Below are 15572 nucleotides of genomic sequence, written 5' to 3' on the forward strand. Positions count from 1 at the left end.
GCTTTCCACAGCTCGCCGGGCGAGAACTCTTCGGCCGCCTGCAGCAGTGGGCTGGATGCTTGGTTGAGTGCACGGTTAGGCGCTTGGTTAGATGCTCAGTTACACGCCCCGCCAGATGGCCATGTCGAAACGGGCGATGCCGAACGTACGCTTCTTGAGCTTCTGCCCGGTGGGCTCGAAGCCGTCGGGCCAGGCAGTCTCAGGTGACTGGCTGTGCCGTTCGACCACCACTACTGCATTGTCGGTCAGCAACGGAATGAGCGCGTTGAGCATCTCCACGACCGCCTCATCGGCCAGTTCGTAGGGCGGGTCAGCCAGGACCATCGTGTAGTGATTGTGCGTGGCACCGGCAATGAACACGGACGCCTTGGCTTCCACCACGCGCACATCGGCATCGGGAACCACCTTGGCGTTGTCCTTGATGACGGCCACGGCCTTGGCGTTGTTGTCCACCAGGGTCACTTCCTGCGCGCCGCGCGACGCCGCCTCGAGCCCTAACGCTCCCGACCCCGCGAAGAGGTCGAGCACGACTTCGTCGGTGAATCCAAAGCGCACCTGCAGGCTGGAAAACAGCCCCTCGCGTGCGCGGTCGCTCGTGGGGCGCGTGCCCTCCGAGGGCACCTTGATGTGCCGGCCGCGGGCGGTGCCGGAGATAATGCGCGTCACTGGAGATCGTCCTTCCATTCGTGTGCGGGTAGTGCCTCAATCTCGAGCAGAACGTCTCCCCCGCTAACATTGGAAAAATCCGACAGTGCCACATGCCGGATGATGCCGGGGCCGGGCGCCAGCACGGGAGCTTCGAGCTTCACTGCTTCCACCGTGGCCAATTCCGCACCGGTGTCCACTTGGTCGCCCTCGGCCACCGCGTAGTGAACAATTCCCGCGAAGGGAGCACAGATTCTCATGCCTGCGATTGTATAAGCCAGTGCCCGATCAAGCCCGAACGCCCTGGGCCAACCGCCCTGGACCAATCACCCTGGACCAACCGCGCAGCTAACTGCGCTCGATGTAGTCCTGGTCCTCGATCTCGATGTCGGCAACCAGCGCCCGAGCCCAATCCTCGTCATAGGCCACCAACTCCCCGGCGTAGTCGCGGGCTTGCTCGATGATGTCGGCATCCGTGGCCAAGTCCAGCAGCGTGGCCCGGCGCGCGCGGGCACCGGATTGACTCTGACCAAGCACGTCGCCCTCGGAACGGTTGCGCAGGTCCATTTCCGCGAGCTCAAAGCCATCGTGGGTGTGGGCCACCGTGGCCAGCCGCTGGTAGCTGGGACTATCGGGAGGGACCGTGGTAAGCAGCAGGCACACCGCGTCTCCGCTGCCTCGGCCCACTCGGCCACGGAGTTGATGCAGTTGGGACATGCCGAAGTTTTCGGCGTCGACGATGACCATCATCGTGGCGTTGGGAACATCCACGCCGACCTCGATGACCGTGGTGGCCACCACCACGTTGATATGGCCGGCGGCGAAGTCGGTCATCACGGCGTCTTTGTCCTCGGCGGACATGCGGCCGTGCAGGATGGCCACGTGATATCCGGCGAGCGGGTCGGAAAGCAGGCGGTCGTACCACCACTGCACGCCCCGCTCGCCGTCAATCTTGGGGACTACCACGAAGGCCTGGCGGCCACTGTCGATCTCCTCGCGCATCCTCTCCCAGATGCGGTCAAACCACCGTTGGTTGCTTTCCGGAACCACAGTGGTGCTCACCGTTCCGCGGCCTGCCGGAAGCCCGGGAAGGCGCACGGGTGTGAGGTCGCCGAACATTGTCATCGCCACGGTGCGCGGGATGGGCGTGGCGGTCATGACGAGCATGTGGGGAGTGCGGTCCACCGGCGCGTCTTCTCTCAACTTGTCGCGCTGGCGCACGCCGAAGCGGTGTTGTTCATCCACAACCACGAGGCCAAGGCTGTAGAACTCCACCGCGTCCTGAATAACGGCGTGGGTGCCCACCACGATGTTTGTTTGACCACTGACGATATCGAGCAGATTCTTTTTCCGCACGGCCGTCTTCTGGGAGCCAGTGAGGACGGTGACGGACACGTTGTGCCCGCTGAGCAGGCTCATGAGTGTGCGGGCGTGCTGGACGGCCAGGACTTCCGTCGGTGCGATGAAGGCGCATTGGAAGCCGGAGTCCACCGCCTGGAGCATGGCCAGCAGGGCCACGACAGTCTTGCCCGAGCCCACCTCTCCTTGCAGCATGAGGTTGGCCGGGTGGGTGTTGTCGAGGGCTGCGCTGATCGTGCCGATCGCGGACTCCTGCCCGGCGCTGAGTTCATAGGGCAGGCTCGCCCGTACCCCGGCGGTCAGCTCGCCTGGGGCGAGGGCGGGCGCCGTGCGCTTCGTGGCATCGGCGCGGCGCAGCGCCATGATGAGTTGCAGCTCGAGAGCCTCGTTGAACTTCAACCGCCATTGCGCGCGGTAGGGGCCGTCTTCGGGTGGCTGGTGGATCTGGCGCAGGGCGGTATCGAAATCCACCATCGGCTCGCCCTCGGGGTCATTCGGCCACGCGGGGACATTGGATTTTGCGGCATTGGGTTCCGAGCTGTGCGGCAGCACCTCGCCCACATGATCCATGGCGGTGAGCACCTTATCCATGACGCCGATGAGCTCGGCGGTCGAAGTTCCCGGCAGGCGCTTGTAGCTGGGCAGCCACGGTTTGGTGAGCAGCTCTTCGGCGGCGAACTCAGAGCCGGCCACGTCCACGATTGTCTTCAGTGGCCCGAAGGCGCCGAACTTCGCACCCTCGGCGGGAAACATGGTCACGTAGCTGGGGTTTTTCAGCTGCCATCGATCCCGGAAGATATCCAGCTTTCCGTGCAGCAACACGATGGTGCCGGGCTGTAGGAAGGCCTGGTGCATGGCGGGGTTTCCGAATAGTGCGGATTCCATCTCCATGGTGCCGTCGGTAAAGCGGAACGTCACGATAGTGCGTGGACCCCGGGGCGAATTGTTGTCTCGCCGCTGAACCGACAGAATCTTGGCCACGCATGTGTAGGCCTCTCCCACGGAGAAAACGTCAAGAGACTGGGTGGACCCGAGGCGCACATAGTCGCGCGGGTAGTTGAGCACGGCGTCGGTGATGGTCTTTAGTCCCGGCTTGTCTGCCAAACGTCGTCCGCGATCGGCCCCCACCACGCGGGATAGCGGCCGCGGGTCCTGCCAGCCCAGCATGGGTTACTCCACTCCGATCTGCACTGCCGTATCGCCGGCGCCCAGCCCATCGGCCTGGTAGGCGTCGATGAGCAGGTCGGGGTACAGCTCCGTGAAGGTCTCTTTGACCTCCTCGATGCGCTGGGTGTTCATGTCCGGCCCGGACCACAGGATCGTCACCAGCTCTCCCCCATCAGCGAGCAATTCGTTGAGGGTTTGCTCCAACGCTTCGGCACTGCAGCTGACGGATCGTTGGGCGGCGACGGCGTCAAGCATCTCCTCAACGTTATCGTCCCACTCGGCTGCTGGGTCGTGCACTGCCAAGGCTGCCAGGCCTCCCACGAAGGCCTTCGTGTCGATGATGTCCAGCCGGCGGTCAGTTGCCGCCAGGCCAGAAGTATCGAAGCCGTTGGTGAGGATCGCGACGTTACCGGAGCCGGTCTGTGACAGTGCGTCCTCAAGGGCCTGGTGGTCGGCCTCTTGGTCGTTGTTCCAGGTCAGGGAGACGGCACCCGCCTTCTCGAAGACGGCCGCCACGCCCTTGGCGTTCGTTAAGGCGATGATGGGGATGGCGGGCAGCTGTTCTTGGTCTACGTCGCGCTCTGGGAGCACTTCAATCCGCAGGCGGGTGACGGTACCGAGGGAGAATGCCTTTTCGATAACCGGGCCTGCGGCGCGCGTGTGGACGTGGACGGTGGCTTCCGAGTCGCTGATGGGGCCGATGATGACAGAGTTGCCGTGATCCTCCAAGAACTCCCGGAGTTCAGCCACTGCATCCGAGCTGGGATCTGCCTCGAAGAAGAACATGACTTCCAGCTCGCAAGAGCGGGCGTGCACGGGAGCGTCCGTGCTCGCGTCTGTGCCAGAGACTCTGCCAGTGTCTGTGCCAGCATCTGTGCTCGAGTGCGCGCCCTCTGCATCCACGCCTTCCGCCGTATCGAGCACGTCGTACAGCGCCTGCAGAATGACCACGAGCCCGCGACCACCCGCATCCACTACACCAGCCTTGGCCAGCACCGGCAGCTGCGAGGGAGTGTTTTCCAGCGCCTCTTCCGCAGACGCCAAAGCGCGGGCCACAGAGTCGCGCAGAGATTCCTTGCCCGCTGCCGCTCCGCGGGCCGCCGCATCCAGCACGCTCACCACGGTCCCCTCCACCGGGCTGGAGATCGCCGAGCGCACGAACCCGCCGGCCTGGCGCAGCATCGCCGCCACCGCGGCACCGTTGACCGGCCCGCGAGCAGCGGTATCCGCCAAAGCGCGAAGCACCTGGCTCAGCACCACCCCGGAGTTTCCCCGGGCCCCGCGCACCGCTCCGGATGCCAGGGCGGCGGTAACCTCAGCGGTGTTGTGCTCGTCCACGCTCTCCGAAGACTCACACGCCTCAGTCATCGTGTGAGCCATGTTGGAGCCCGTGTCCGAGTCAGGGATGGGGAAAACGTTGAGACTGTTGATCTCCGACTGCTTCTCCCGCAATCCCTTGGCGGCCCGGCGCGCCCATTGCACGATGAGGGGGCCGTCGAGGTTTTCTGCCATGGTCTTAACCCTAACGTCCAAGGTTCCAATCCACGGGATCAGCACCCTGTTCCGCGAGAATTTGGTTTGCCCGGCTAAACGGCCGGGAGCCGAAAAATCCGCGGTAGGCAGACAGAGGTGACGGGTGCGGAGATTGCACGCACCGGTGCGCCCCAATGGTCGGCGCGAACTGCTGCGCCGTGCGGCCCCAGAGAATTCCAGCGACCTGCTCGTTCTGGGCGACTTGCGCGATGGCGGCGTCGGTAATCTTCTCCCATCCAATATTGCGGTGGCTCCCAGCGGCACCGGCCCGAACGGTGAGGACTCTGTTGAGCAGCAGCACGCCCTGGCGGAACCACGGGGTGAGGTCACCGCTGGTCGGACGCGGCAGGCCGAGGTCCTCGGAGTACTCGGTGTAGATATTCACCAGCGACTTCGGCAGCGGCACCCCGGGCGGCAGCTCCGCCGAAAATGCCAAGCCCACGGAGTGGCCCGGCGTAGGATACGGATCCTGGCCGACGATCACCACCTTGACTTGTGAGGGCGGTAGTTCGAAAGCGCGGAGGATGCGGGATTGTTCCGGCAGGATGTGCTCGCCTTGGGCAGCTCGCTGTTCCACGTCCTGCAGCATTTCTTCCACGCCGGGGAGGTTCCAGTCCGGATGAAGGGGGCGCAGGTAGTCTTCCGCAGCCATTGAAGGGCAATGCTCGCTTTCTCGTGTGGTCACGTGGTTCGTGGTCGTGATCGTGGAACGTTTTCTATTCGGCGTCCATTCGGAGCGCACTGCTACAGGGATTGCCAGCCGCCGGTGTACGGGGCGGGTCCGCCGTCGACGGTCACCAGCAGAGGATCCTGAAGTTCATCAGAGACACTGCGCACCGTTCCGATATAACGGTACCCACTGGGCAGCCGGGCGTCCGTCGTTCCCAGCAACGTGTGATCCTCTCCCCCGGTGTATACCCACTCCCACGGATCGCAGCCGGTGATGTTCGCCGCGTAACGCAGCTTCTTATCCGGCGCGATGGCGTGCGGGTCTAGGTCGATGCACACCCCCGACCGGCTGGCGATGTGGCTGAGGTCGGCCACGAGGCCGTCGGAGTTATCAGTCATCGCGCTCGCTCCCGTCGCCCGTGCCACGGATCCACGACCCGGCTCGAGTCTTGGTGCGCAGTGCCATTCCACGAGTTCGTTGAGGATCGCATCGTTGCTCGGCACGCTGCGCCGTGATCCGTAATGCCGCAAGATGGCTAGTCCGGCTGCGCTGTAGCCGATTGGCCCGGCCGCCACCACGCGCTGCCCCACGCCCGCGCCGTCGAGCGTGAGCGCATCCGCCGGCCCGGCGATCTCGCCCATCGCGGTGATCGAGATGACCAAATCCTTGGACAGCACGATGTCTCCGCCGACGAGCTCCGCCGCCCAGGGTGCTGCCGCGTCGTTGATACCCCGCGCAATCTCGGAGACGGATGTCAGCGGCACGTCCCCCGGCGTCGCGATGGCCAGCAAGATGGCGGTGGGGCGGGCACCCATGGCCTGAATGTCTGCGAAGTTCTGCGTGACGGCCTTCACGCCCACTTCCCAGGGGGTCGAGTAGGCGAAGGTGAAGTGCCGGTCGCGCACGAGGATGTCGGTGGAGCACACGTGTCGGGAGTTAGCGCTGTGCAGGTCAAGCACCGCGGCATCGTCACCATTGATACTGCTTGGAGCGGCGGCTCTAATCGCCGCGATGGTCGCGGCCTCGCCTGCCTCGGCGACGGTGGTCTGCTCCCGCATGGTTGTCCTCGTCCTCGTTGCGTCGGGGTTCTACGTGGGTCGTTGTGGTCTAGCTCACGCTGCATAGCTCTGGTGGGGGTAGGTTCCCGCACCGATATGGGCGTGGGCAGGGGCTAAATCTATGATCTGTAGGCATGACTGATCAGGCCCCCGCTAACACTACCCCGCGCGTACAGATTTTACTGGCCATCGTGGTGGCAGTGTTCTTCGTTGCAGTGGTGATTGTTGCCGCCAAGATCGCCGGTGACCGCCAGACCTACAGCCCCGTGTCTATGGGGCCCGTGGATGCCCCGAAGGCGTCCTCGCAGCAGTGTTCCGACATCGTCGCTGGGCTGCCGGAGAAGGCCGGGGCGTTCAAGAAGGTCGAGCTCTCCCAACCTGCTCCCGAGGGCGCTGGTGCCTACCGCAACTCCGAGGGCACGGAATTGACTGTGCGCTGTGGCGTGATCGTCCCCGATCAGTTCACGGTGCTCTCGTCGCTGTCCGAGGCCGGCGGGGCGTCGTGGTTCGAGGTTTCGGATGCGACGCCAGGATCCTCCCTGACCTCGTGGTACTCCGTGGGTGCCTCGCCGGTTGTCGCCGTGACGAGCGAAGCCGAGGTCGGTGACGCACTCACCGCTATTGGTGAATCCGTTGCAGCCCACTCCGACAGGGCGACTGCTCCGAAGCCGAAGCCCTACCCGCTGTCGGATCTCCCCGGTGTTGCGGACGGTAACCAGGCGGCGAACAAGAACACGAAGCAGGTGTGTGAGAAGTTCCTCTCCGCGCTGCCGGACTCCATGGAGCAGTGGAAGCGTACGGAGGAAAAGGATGCGCCGAAGCTGTCGGCGACCTACATTGCGGAGGGCCTGGAGCCCGTGGTGGTGCGCTGTGGCGTGGCCATGCCCAAGGATTATCAGCCGGGCACGAAGCTGACCCAGGTCGATGATGTCCCGTGGTTCTCCGAGCCCGGTGTGGCCCGGGGGTCGACCTCCGGCCGGTGGTTTGCACTGGGGCATGAGGAGATCGTCGCCCTGGCGATGCCACAGAGCGCGGGCGATATGGTAATCACGAAGGTGTCCACGGTCATCATGGACACCATGAAGTCGACAGAGCGTAACTAGCGCCGGAAGACCAGCGCCCGGGAGACTAGCGCTGGGAACTAGCGCCAGGAATCTAGCGCAGCGCCCGGGAGACTAGCGCTGGGAACTAGCGCCAGGAATCTAGCGCAGCGCCCGCTCGATGAGGATGTTCACGAGCTGGGCGAAGTCGATGCCCTCGGCGGCGAACATCTTGGGGTACATCGAGATCGGGGTAAACCCGGGGAGGGTGTTGATCTCGTTGAGCACGGGGCCATTGTCGGTGACGAAGAAATCCACGCGGGCTAGGCCTTCACAGCACAGCGCGCGGAAGGTAGCCACGGCGTAATCGCGTACCTTGTCCGTGGTTTCATCGTCCAGCGGCGCCGGGATGCTGGCGGACGTGGTGGAGTCGATGTATTTCGCCTCGAATCCGTAGAAGCCCTCGGCTCCGTCCTCGGTGCCTTCCAACATGGCGGGCACGGATGCCACCACGGTGCCGTCCTTGTACTGCAGCACGCCGCACTCCACTTCCCGGCCGTGGATCATGGATTCAATGAGCACCTTCGTGTCGTTGTCGAAGGCCATCTTGAGGGCGTCGTCGAGGTCCTCCCAGGCATCCACCTTGGAGACCCCGATGCTCGAGCCACCGCGAGCGGGCTTGACGAAGACTGGAAGACCCAGGGCGTCCTTTTCGGCGTCGGTAAGATCACGCACCTCGTGGAGAATGACCTCCCGGCCTACGGGGATTCCGGCTTCGCGGGCTAGGCGCTTGGTGATTTCCTTGTCCATGCTGGCGGCAGACGCCATTACGCCGTTGCCCACGTAGGGAACGCCGGCAAGGTCGAACAGACCCTGGATGGTGCCGTCTTCGCCGTTCATGCCGTGGAGCACGGGGAAGACCAGGTCGATGGTGGCGAACGTCTCCCCTGCCTTGGGGCCGGAGGCGTAGACCATCGTGCCGCCGGAGCCGAGCACGAGCTGCACGCTGGCACCGGTCTGGCGAACCTCGGGCAGAACGGAGCCCTGCGCACGCAGGCTGTCGGTATCCACCGTGCCCGGCACCCACACGCCCTCGCGGGTGATGCCGATGGGCACGACCGTGTACTTGTCGCGATCCAGGTGATCGATCACCGCTGCGGCAGAGATGCACGAGATGGAGTGCTCGGTGGATTGACCACCGTAGACCACGGCGACGGTGATCGGGCCGTGTCCGTCGCACGCGGACTGGTCGGACACGGTGTCGGTCTGGGGGGCTTCGTTAGGCGCTTGAGTCACAGCACCCCAGTCTAGCGTGCAGGCAGACGCTAGTTGACTTCCGCCTTGCGGCTGCGGCCGAGCAGGCCCATCATTGCTTCGGTCACGTCCGCGCCCTCGTGGCAGACACCCACAACGGCGTCGGTAATGGGCATGTCCACACCATGATCCCGTGCGATCTGTTGCACGGATTGGGAGCTGACCACGCCCTCGGCGACCTGGCCCTTGGTGGCTTTGGCGGCTTCCTCCGGGGTCTCCCCCTTCGCGAGGCGCTCGCCGAAAGTGCGGTTGCGCGACAGCGGCGACGTACAGGTGGCAACGAGGTCGCCCATGCCGGCGAGCCCGGCGAGCGTGCGCGGGTCGGCACCGAGTTCCAGCGCCAAGCGCGTGGTCTCGGCAAGCCCGCGGGTAATCACCGTGGCGGCGGTGTTGCTGCCGTAGCCCATTCCGGCGGCGATGCCGCTGGCCAGGGCGATGACGTTCTTGCATGTGCCGGCGATCTCGCAGCCGATGACGTCCGTGTTGGTGTACGGGCGGAAGTACGGCGCGGCGACGGCAGCCTGGATGAGCTGCGCGCGGTCCATGTTTTCGCATGCCACGACGGTGGCGGCAGGTTGGCCTTGAGCGATCTCTTTGGCGAGGTTCGGCCCGGTCAGCACGGCAACGCGATCGGAGGGGATATCGGCTACATCGGCAATGAGCTGGGACATACGCATGCCGGTTGAGTGCTCGATGCCCTTCGCGAGGCTCACCACAGGGGCACTCGCGGGGATGAGGTCCTTCCACTGGCTGAGGTTGTCGCGCAGCGATTGCGAGGGCACGCCGAGAACCACGATGTCCGCGCCGGATAGTGCCTCTTCGGGGTCGCTGGTGCCGTCGACGGATTCGGGGAGTTCGACATCCCCGAGGTAGGCGCTGTTGCGGTGGTTGGTGCGGATGTCCTCGGCGATCTCGGCTCGGCGGGCCCAAAGGCGCACGCCGTTGTTGGCGTCCGCGAAGACCTTGGCAACGGTCGTTCCCCACGACCCTGCGCCCATAACCGCGACTTGTACCATCTTGTTTTCGTCTTCCCTCTCGCTGCGTGTGCGCCTGTGGTCGCATTCGCGTGTGTTCACGGCATCGTTGACTTCGTTATACGATGGCGTGCAGTTATACGATGTTTTCTGCGACGCTGTGCAACAGTCTAACTGTTTCTGCCCGCGACATCTTTTTGCTTCACTATCTTTCGTCTCATTGGAAGGCTACTTTCACCCGTGATTTCTCACACCGGAACCGGCGATCTTTCCACCTCTTTGTCTCTTTCCACCCACGGTCGTGGGCACGTGACGCGCATCGGTTCCCGCCCCACGGAGGAGTTCGCGCGCCCCACTTTCGCCGCCGGTGCGGTGCTGTGGCGGTTCACGGACGGCAAGAATGTCACGGATGCCAAGAAGTCGAAGAGCACGGGAAAGATTAAGGGTTCCGCCATCGAGGTGGCCCTCATCCACCGTCCGCGCTACGACGATTGGTCGCTGGCCAAGGGCAAGGTCGATCCGGGAGAGAACTTGGCCGGCACTGCGATCCGCGAGATCGAGGAGGAAACCGGCCTCACGGTGACACTCGGCTGGCTGCTGGGCTACGTTCACTACCCCGTGGGCAACCGCACCAAGGTGGTCTACTACTGGACCGCCGAGGTCACCGACGGAGAGTTCGAAGCCAACGACGAGGCCGACGAATTGCGCTGGGTCTCCCCGGACGAGGCCAAGGAGTTGTGCTCGTATGACATTGATAAGGATGTTCTCGACGCCGCTCTGAAGATGATCAAGCTCGGGTGCGATCGTCGGGTGCTGTACGTGCGCCATGCTAAAGCCCACAATCGTCAGGGCTGGGCTGGCGATGACGACCTGCGCCCACTGACCAAGAAGGGGCGCCGCCAGTCGGAACTGCTGGTCAGCGAGCTGTCCGGCTACCGCCCGCAGGCGATTTCGTCCGCCGCCCCGGACCGCTGTGTGCACACTGCTACCCCGCTGGCCCAGGAGTTGGATCTTCCCATTACCGTGGAGAAGAACTTGGGCGATGCGGGCTGGAGCCTGAGCCCGGATATTGCCGTGGATGCGTTCGCCAAGGCCACCCGCGGCACGCCGGTGTCCGTAGTCGTGGCTCAGGGCAGCGTTATCCCCGGCGTTCTCGCTCGCGTGGCAGGCAAGAACGGCTTGGAGATCGAGGATATGCGGGTGAAGAAGTCCAGCACCTGGGTGCTGCACTACAAGGGGGACGAACTGCTGGGCGTGGACTACCTGGCCAGCCCGCTGGCTATTAAGTAGCGACCAGCATTCTCCAAGTAGCGACCGTCCCGGCTACCGGGCCGGCAGCGTGGTCGGCTTGAAGCTGGGGCGCTTCTGCTCGAACGCCTCGATGGCGTCCTCGTCGCGCAGGGTCAGGCCGATGTCATCGAGGCCCTCCATGAGGCGCCAGCGCGTGTAGTCATCCACCTCGAAGTTGAAGGTGTAGGTATCCAGGCTGACGGTGCGATCCTCGAGGTTCACGGTCATCTCGGCGCCGGGGTTTTGTTCAAGCAGCTTCCAGATCAGCTCAATGTCTGACTGCTCCAGCTGCGCGGCGAGCAGCCCGGCCTTGCCGGAGTTGCCGCGGAAAATGTCGGCGAAGCGGCTGGACAGCACAACGCGGAAGCCGTAGTCCATGAGCGCCCACACGGCGTGCTCGCGGGAAGAGCCGGTGCCGAAGTCCGGGCCAGCGACGAGGATCGACGCGCCCTCGTACTGCGGCTGATTCAGCACGAACTCGGGGTCCTTGCGCCAGGCGGCAAACAGGCCGTCTTCAAACCCGGTGCGCGTCACGCGCTTGAGGTACACGGCGGGGATGATCTGGTCGGTGTCCACGTTGGACCTGGTCAGCGGGGCGGCCACGCCGGTGTGGGTGGTGAATTTCTCCATGTTGGTGATTCCTTGGATATCTAGTGAGCCCTGTTGGGCAGGAAACTTATCGGTCTGGGTCGCGTCACAGATCTGCGGGTGAGGCCAGCTTGCCGACCACTGCGGTTGCCGCTGCCACGGGCGGGGAGACCAGGTGGGTACGGCCGCCCTTGCCCTGGCGGCCCTCGAAGTTGCGGTTCGAGGTGGATGCAGAGCGCTCGCCGGGGTCGAGCTGGTCCGGGTTCATGCCTAGGCACATGGAGCAGCCTGCGGTGCGCCATTCCGCACCGGCCTCGGTGAAGATGGCGTCCAAGCCCTCATCCTCGGCCTGCGCCTTCACGCGTGCGGACGAGGGCACCACGAGCATGCGCACGCCATCGGCGACCTTGTGGCCCTTAATGACCTCCGCGGCGGCGCGCAGGTCCTCGATGCGGGCGTTGGTGCAGGAGCCAAGGAACACCGTGTCGATTCTGACCTCGCGCAGCGGAGTACCGGGTGCAAGGTCCATGTACTCCATGGCGCGCTCGGCGGCAGCGCGGTCGGAGTCGTTAGTGAAGTCCTCCAGCTGCGGGATGGATTCGCCGAGCGGCAGGCCCTGGCCGGGGTTGGTGCCCCAGGTGACGAAGGGGGTCAGCGCCGAGCCGTCGATGTGGACGACGGTGTCGAATTCCGCGTCATCGTCCGTGCGCAGCGAGGTCCAGTACTTCACTGCCTTGTCCCAGTCCTCGCCCTGTGGGGCATGCGGGCGGCCCTTCAGGTAGTCGAACGTGGTGGCGTCGGGCGCGATCATACCGGCACGAGCACCGGCCTCGATGGACATGTTGCACATCGTCATGCGCGCTTCCATCGACAGCTTCTCGATGGCTTCGCCGCGGTATTCGATGATGTGGCCCTGGCCGCCGCCGGTGCCGATCTTCGCGATGATGGCGAGGATGAGGTCCTTGGAGGTCACGCCGGGCTGCAGTTCCCCGGAGACCTCGATCGCCATGGTCTTGAAGGGCTTAAGCGGCAGCGTCTGGGTGGCCAGCACGTGCTCGACCTCGGAGGTGCCGATGCCCATGGCGATGGATCCGAATGCGCCGTGGGTGGAGGTGTGAGAGTCGCCGCACACCACGGTCATGCCCGGTTGCGTCAGGCCGAGCTGCGGGCCGACGGTGTGCACAATGCCCTGTTCGATGTCACCCATGGAGTGCAGGCGGATGCCGAATTCTTCGGCGTTGTCGCGCAGGGTGGAGACCTGCAGGCGGCTGGTGGGCTCCTGGATCTCGAGCAGGTCGCCGGTCTTCACGCCCACGGTGGGCACGTTGTGGTCCTCGGTAGCGATGGTGAGGTCTGGGCGGCGCACCGGGCGGCCGGCCTGGCGGAGGCCATCGAAGGCCTGCGGAGAGGTAACCTCGTGCACGAGGTGCAGGTCAATGTAGAGCAAGTCGGGTCCGCCGTTGTCACCGGCTTTGACGACGTGGTCTCGCCAGACCTTTTCTGCCAGGGTTAAAGGCTTGTCTGTCACAATCTCTCCTCTAGTACCGTTCCACTGAATGGAATGTATAGTATCAAATCATGGGACAGTTCACAGACATACCCGCCATTAGCGGAATCCAGGTGCTCGACCGCGCGGTCTACATCCTCAACGTGATCGCCGCCGAGCCGCGCAGCCTCTCCGATCTCTGCACGATAACGGGTCTGCCCCGCGCCACCGCGCACCGCATCGCCGTTGCGCTGGAAAAGCACCGCCTCATCGAGCGCGACTCCTCCGGCAACTGGACCACCGGCCCCGCGCTGGCCGAGATGGCCCCGAGCCAAGACTCCCGCCTCGAGGACGCCGCCGGTTACATCCTCCCCGAGCTCATGCGCCGCACCGGCGAGTCGGTGCAGCTCTACCGCCTCTCCGGCCTCGAGCGCGTGTGCGTGGCCAACGCGGAGCCGGTCAGCGGCCTCCGCGATACCGTACCCGTCGGTCACCGCATGACGCTCGCCGCAGGGTCCGCGGCCAAGGCTCTCGTCGCGTTCGGCCCGCCCTCGCTGCGCGAACAGGTGCTCCCCACCGCCGCCTATACCGCCCGCGAGCTCGAGGAGATCGCCCGCACCGGCATCTCCGAGTCGTCCGCCGAACGCGACCCCTCCCTGGGTTCTGCGTCTGTTCCTATTTTCGACGCCAACGGCCAGCTCATCGCCGCCCTGAGCATTTCCGGCCCGGTGGACCGGATGGGCAGCTCGCCGGCCGCGAAGTTCGGCGCTGATTTGAAGGAATCCGCTCGTCGCCTCGAGGGGTTCTTGGCCTAACTCGAGTGGGCAAGCTCGAGTGGGCAAGCTCGAGTAGGCACAGCCTTGCGGCCTAGCGCACGTCCACGAACTTCCGCACGACCCAGCGACGGGCCAGCAACATGAGCCCGCACAGGGCGATCATGACAACCGAGAGTATGAGGAAGTACGTGCGCTCCGCCGCGCCGTCCTCCGGGTGGTAGAAGCCGGCGAAAGTACCGGAGAGCGACGACCCCGCACTCACCGAAATGAGCCACAGTGCGAACATGCGCGTGGGGAACGCCTCCGGAGCCAGGCGAGTGACCATGGAGTTGCCCACGGGGCCGATAAGCAGCTCGCCGATGGTGAACAGGGCAAGGATGATCACGAGCGCCCACATCGGTGTGGAGTTCGCCCCTCCCCCGGCGAACGGGATGAAGATGAGCACGGCAGCGCCGATGATGCCCAGCGCGAGCGCAAACTTCGTGGCATACGAAGGCTGCTTGTCCCCCAGCTTTGTCCACACCGTGCTGAACACGGCGCCGAGCAGGATGATGAACAGCGGGTTGATGGACTGCACCACACCCGGGGGCAACTCAATGCCGAACAGGTTTCGGTCGAGGCGTTCGTCCGAGTACAGGGCAATGACCGTGAACTGCTGCAGGAACACCGACCAGAACGCCACCGAGGCGGCGAACATCGGGATGAAGCCGATGAGGCGGGAACGCTCCTTAGCGGTGGTGCGCGGCGAGCGGTACATCTCCAACCACAGGACAACGGCCACGAGGATCGCGATCATGGCAGCGATGTCGGAAAGCTGGGAGAGCTTCAGCACACCGGAGGCGAACAGCGAGACAAACACCGCCACCACAGCCGCGGTGGCGAGGATGATGAGGACGTACCGGCGGGGCGACAGCGGATCCGCAACGTCCTGACCAGCGGCGGCAATCGTGCCCTTACGCATGATTGTGTACTGAATCAGACCAATGGCCATGAGCACGGCGGCTGCGGCGAAGCCCCAGTGGAAGCCCTTCCAGCCCCACAGCGCATTGGTGATGAGTGGTCCGAGCAACGCGCCGATGTAAATGCCCATGAAGTAAATGGAGAATCCACCATCGCGGCGCGGATCGTCCCGGTCGTAGAGGTTGCCGAGCACCACCTGCGAGGTGGTCTTGAGAGCACCGGCGCCGCAGGACACACTCACCAGGCCGATGGTCAGACCGGTGAATCCTGGAATAAATGCCAGGCTGAGGTGGCCGATCATCACCAAGATGGCGGAGAAGTACATCGTCCGCTCCGCAGACAGGATACGGTCAGCGACCCACGCACCGGCCACGCTGGTGAGGTACATCAAACCGCCGTAGGCCCCAACGATGGACACGGCCGTGGGCTTGTCGAGCCCCAGCCCGCCTTCATTGACCGAGTAGTACAAGTAGAACAGCAGCAGCGCCTGCAGACCGTAGTAGCTGAAGCGCTCCCACATCTCGATGCCGGAGAGGTTGGCGAGCCCCCATGGGTGGCCGAAGAACGAACGGGACTGTGCTTGGCTGGCAGGTGCTGAACCGGACCGTGCCGAACTCGGCGGCGTGTCCGTATGGTGTGCGGAGGTCATGGCGTCATTTCACCACACCGTAGTTGGTACCTGCGCAGTGAGCACCCACTAACCCGACGGGCG

14 protein-coding genes are annotated in these 15572 nt (G+C 64.5%); 3 read left to right on the forward strand and 11 right to left on the reverse strand.

Annotation, left to right across the window (positions count from 1 at the left end; translation table 11 throughout):
- Positions 1-99: 99 nt before the first annotated feature.
- From rsmD to LA343_RS08625, 6 genes are all read right to left on the reverse strand, one after another.
- Complete coding sequence (gene rsmD, locus LA343_RS08600) at positions 100-666, reverse strand: 16S rRNA (guanine(966)-N(2))-methyltransferase RsmD (protein WP_025402928.1); 567 nt, start codon at positions 664-666, stop codon at positions 100-102.
- Positions 663-905 carry an acyl-CoA carboxylase biotin carboxyl carrier protein subunit gene (locus LA343_RS08605; RefSeq protein ID WP_025402929.1) on the reverse strand — a complete coding sequence of 81 codons (243 nt, stop codon included), beginning with the start codon at positions 903-905 and terminating at the stop codon, positions 663-665. The genes rsmD and LA343_RS08605 overlap by 4 nt, the downstream gene beginning before the upstream one ends.
- Positions 906-993: 88 nt before the next feature.
- On the reverse strand, positions 994-3171 hold the full coding sequence (locus LA343_RS08610; protein WP_025402930.1) for an ATP-dependent DNA helicase RecG: 2178 nt from the start codon (positions 3169-3171) through the stop codon (positions 994-996).
- Between the two features lie 3 nt (positions 3172-3174).
- Complete coding sequence (locus tag LA343_RS08615) at positions 3175-4683, reverse strand: DAK2 domain-containing protein (protein WP_025402931.1); 1509 nt, start codon at positions 4681-4683, stop codon at positions 3175-3177.
- Positions 4684-4693: 10 nt separating this feature from the next.
- Positions 4694-5356, reverse strand: coding sequence for a uracil-DNA glycosylase (locus tag LA343_RS08620; RefSeq protein WP_025402932.1), 663 nt, complete (start codon positions 5354-5356; stop codon positions 4694-4696).
- A 92-nt stretch (positions 5357-5448) separates the two neighbouring features.
- The gene (locus LA343_RS08625) at positions 5449-6432 is read right to left on the reverse strand and encodes a thiamine-phosphate kinase (protein ID WP_025402933.1); all 984 of its coding nucleotides are present in this window, start codon (positions 6430-6432) and stop codon (positions 5449-5451) included.
- 134 nt (positions 6433-6566) lie between these two features.
- On the opposite strand from LA343_RS08625, the gene LA343_RS08630 reads away from it, so the two are divergent.
- Positions 6567-7535, forward strand: coding sequence for a DUF3515 domain-containing protein (locus tag LA343_RS08630; RefSeq protein WP_025402934.1), 969 nt, complete (start codon positions 6567-6569; stop codon positions 7533-7535).
- A 99-nt stretch (positions 7536-7634) separates the two neighbouring features.
- On the opposite strand, the gene LA343_RS08635 is transcribed toward LA343_RS08630, so the two are convergent.
- Complete coding sequence (locus tag LA343_RS08635) at positions 7635-8729, reverse strand: D-alanine--D-alanine ligase family protein (protein WP_025402935.1); 1095 nt, start codon at positions 8727-8729, stop codon at positions 7635-7637.
- Between the two features lie 68 nt (positions 8730-8797).
- Positions 8798-9802 (reverse strand): NAD(P)H-dependent glycerol-3-phosphate dehydrogenase, encoded by a 1005-nt coding sequence (locus LA343_RS08640; RefSeq protein ID WP_025402936.1) that lies wholly within the window; start codon positions 9800-9802, stop codon positions 8798-8800.
- Between the two features lie 198 nt (positions 9803-10000).
- Here LA343_RS08640 and LA343_RS08645 point away from each other — a divergent pair, with 198 nt between their 5' ends.
- On the forward strand, positions 10001-11050 hold the full coding sequence (locus LA343_RS08645; protein ID WP_025402937.1) for an NUDIX hydrolase: 1050 nt from the start codon (positions 10001-10003) through the stop codon (positions 11048-11050).
- A 33-nt stretch (positions 11051-11083) separates the two neighbouring features.
- Here the strand turns inward: LA343_RS08645 and leuD are convergent, their stop codons facing one another.
- Both leuD and leuC read right to left on the reverse strand, forming a co-directional pair.
- Positions 11084-11680 (reverse strand): 3-isopropylmalate dehydratase small subunit, encoded by a 597-nt coding sequence (gene leuD / locus LA343_RS08650; protein ID WP_025402938.1) that lies wholly within the window; start codon positions 11678-11680, stop codon positions 11084-11086.
- A gap of 64 nt (positions 11681-11744) precedes the next feature.
- Positions 11745-13166, reverse strand: coding sequence for a 3-isopropylmalate dehydratase large subunit (gene leuC / locus LA343_RS08655; protein WP_025402939.1), 1422 nt, complete (start codon positions 13164-13166; stop codon positions 11745-11747).
- A 50-nt stretch (positions 13167-13216) separates the two neighbouring features.
- Here leuC and LA343_RS08660 point away from each other — a divergent pair, with 50 nt between their 5' ends.
- The gene (locus LA343_RS08660) at positions 13217-13939 is read left to right on the forward strand and encodes an IclR family transcriptional regulator (RefSeq protein ID WP_025402940.1); all 723 of its coding nucleotides are present in this window, start codon (positions 13217-13219) and stop codon (positions 13937-13939) included.
- A 52-nt stretch (positions 13940-13991) separates the two neighbouring features.
- Here LA343_RS08660 and LA343_RS08665 read toward each other — a convergent pair whose 3' ends face one another.
- Positions 13992-15509 carry a peptide MFS transporter gene (locus LA343_RS08665; RefSeq protein WP_052337561.1) on the reverse strand — a complete coding sequence of 506 codons (1518 nt, stop codon included), beginning with the start codon at positions 15507-15509 and terminating at the stop codon, positions 13992-13994.
- Between the last annotated feature and the right edge of the window lie 63 nt (positions 15510-15572).

Origin of the sequence: Corynebacterium falsenii (assembly GCF_020099275.1) — a bacterium.
GTDB classification, from domain to species: Bacteria; Actinomycetota; Actinomycetes; order Mycobacteriales; family Mycobacteriaceae; genus Corynebacterium; species Corynebacterium falsenii.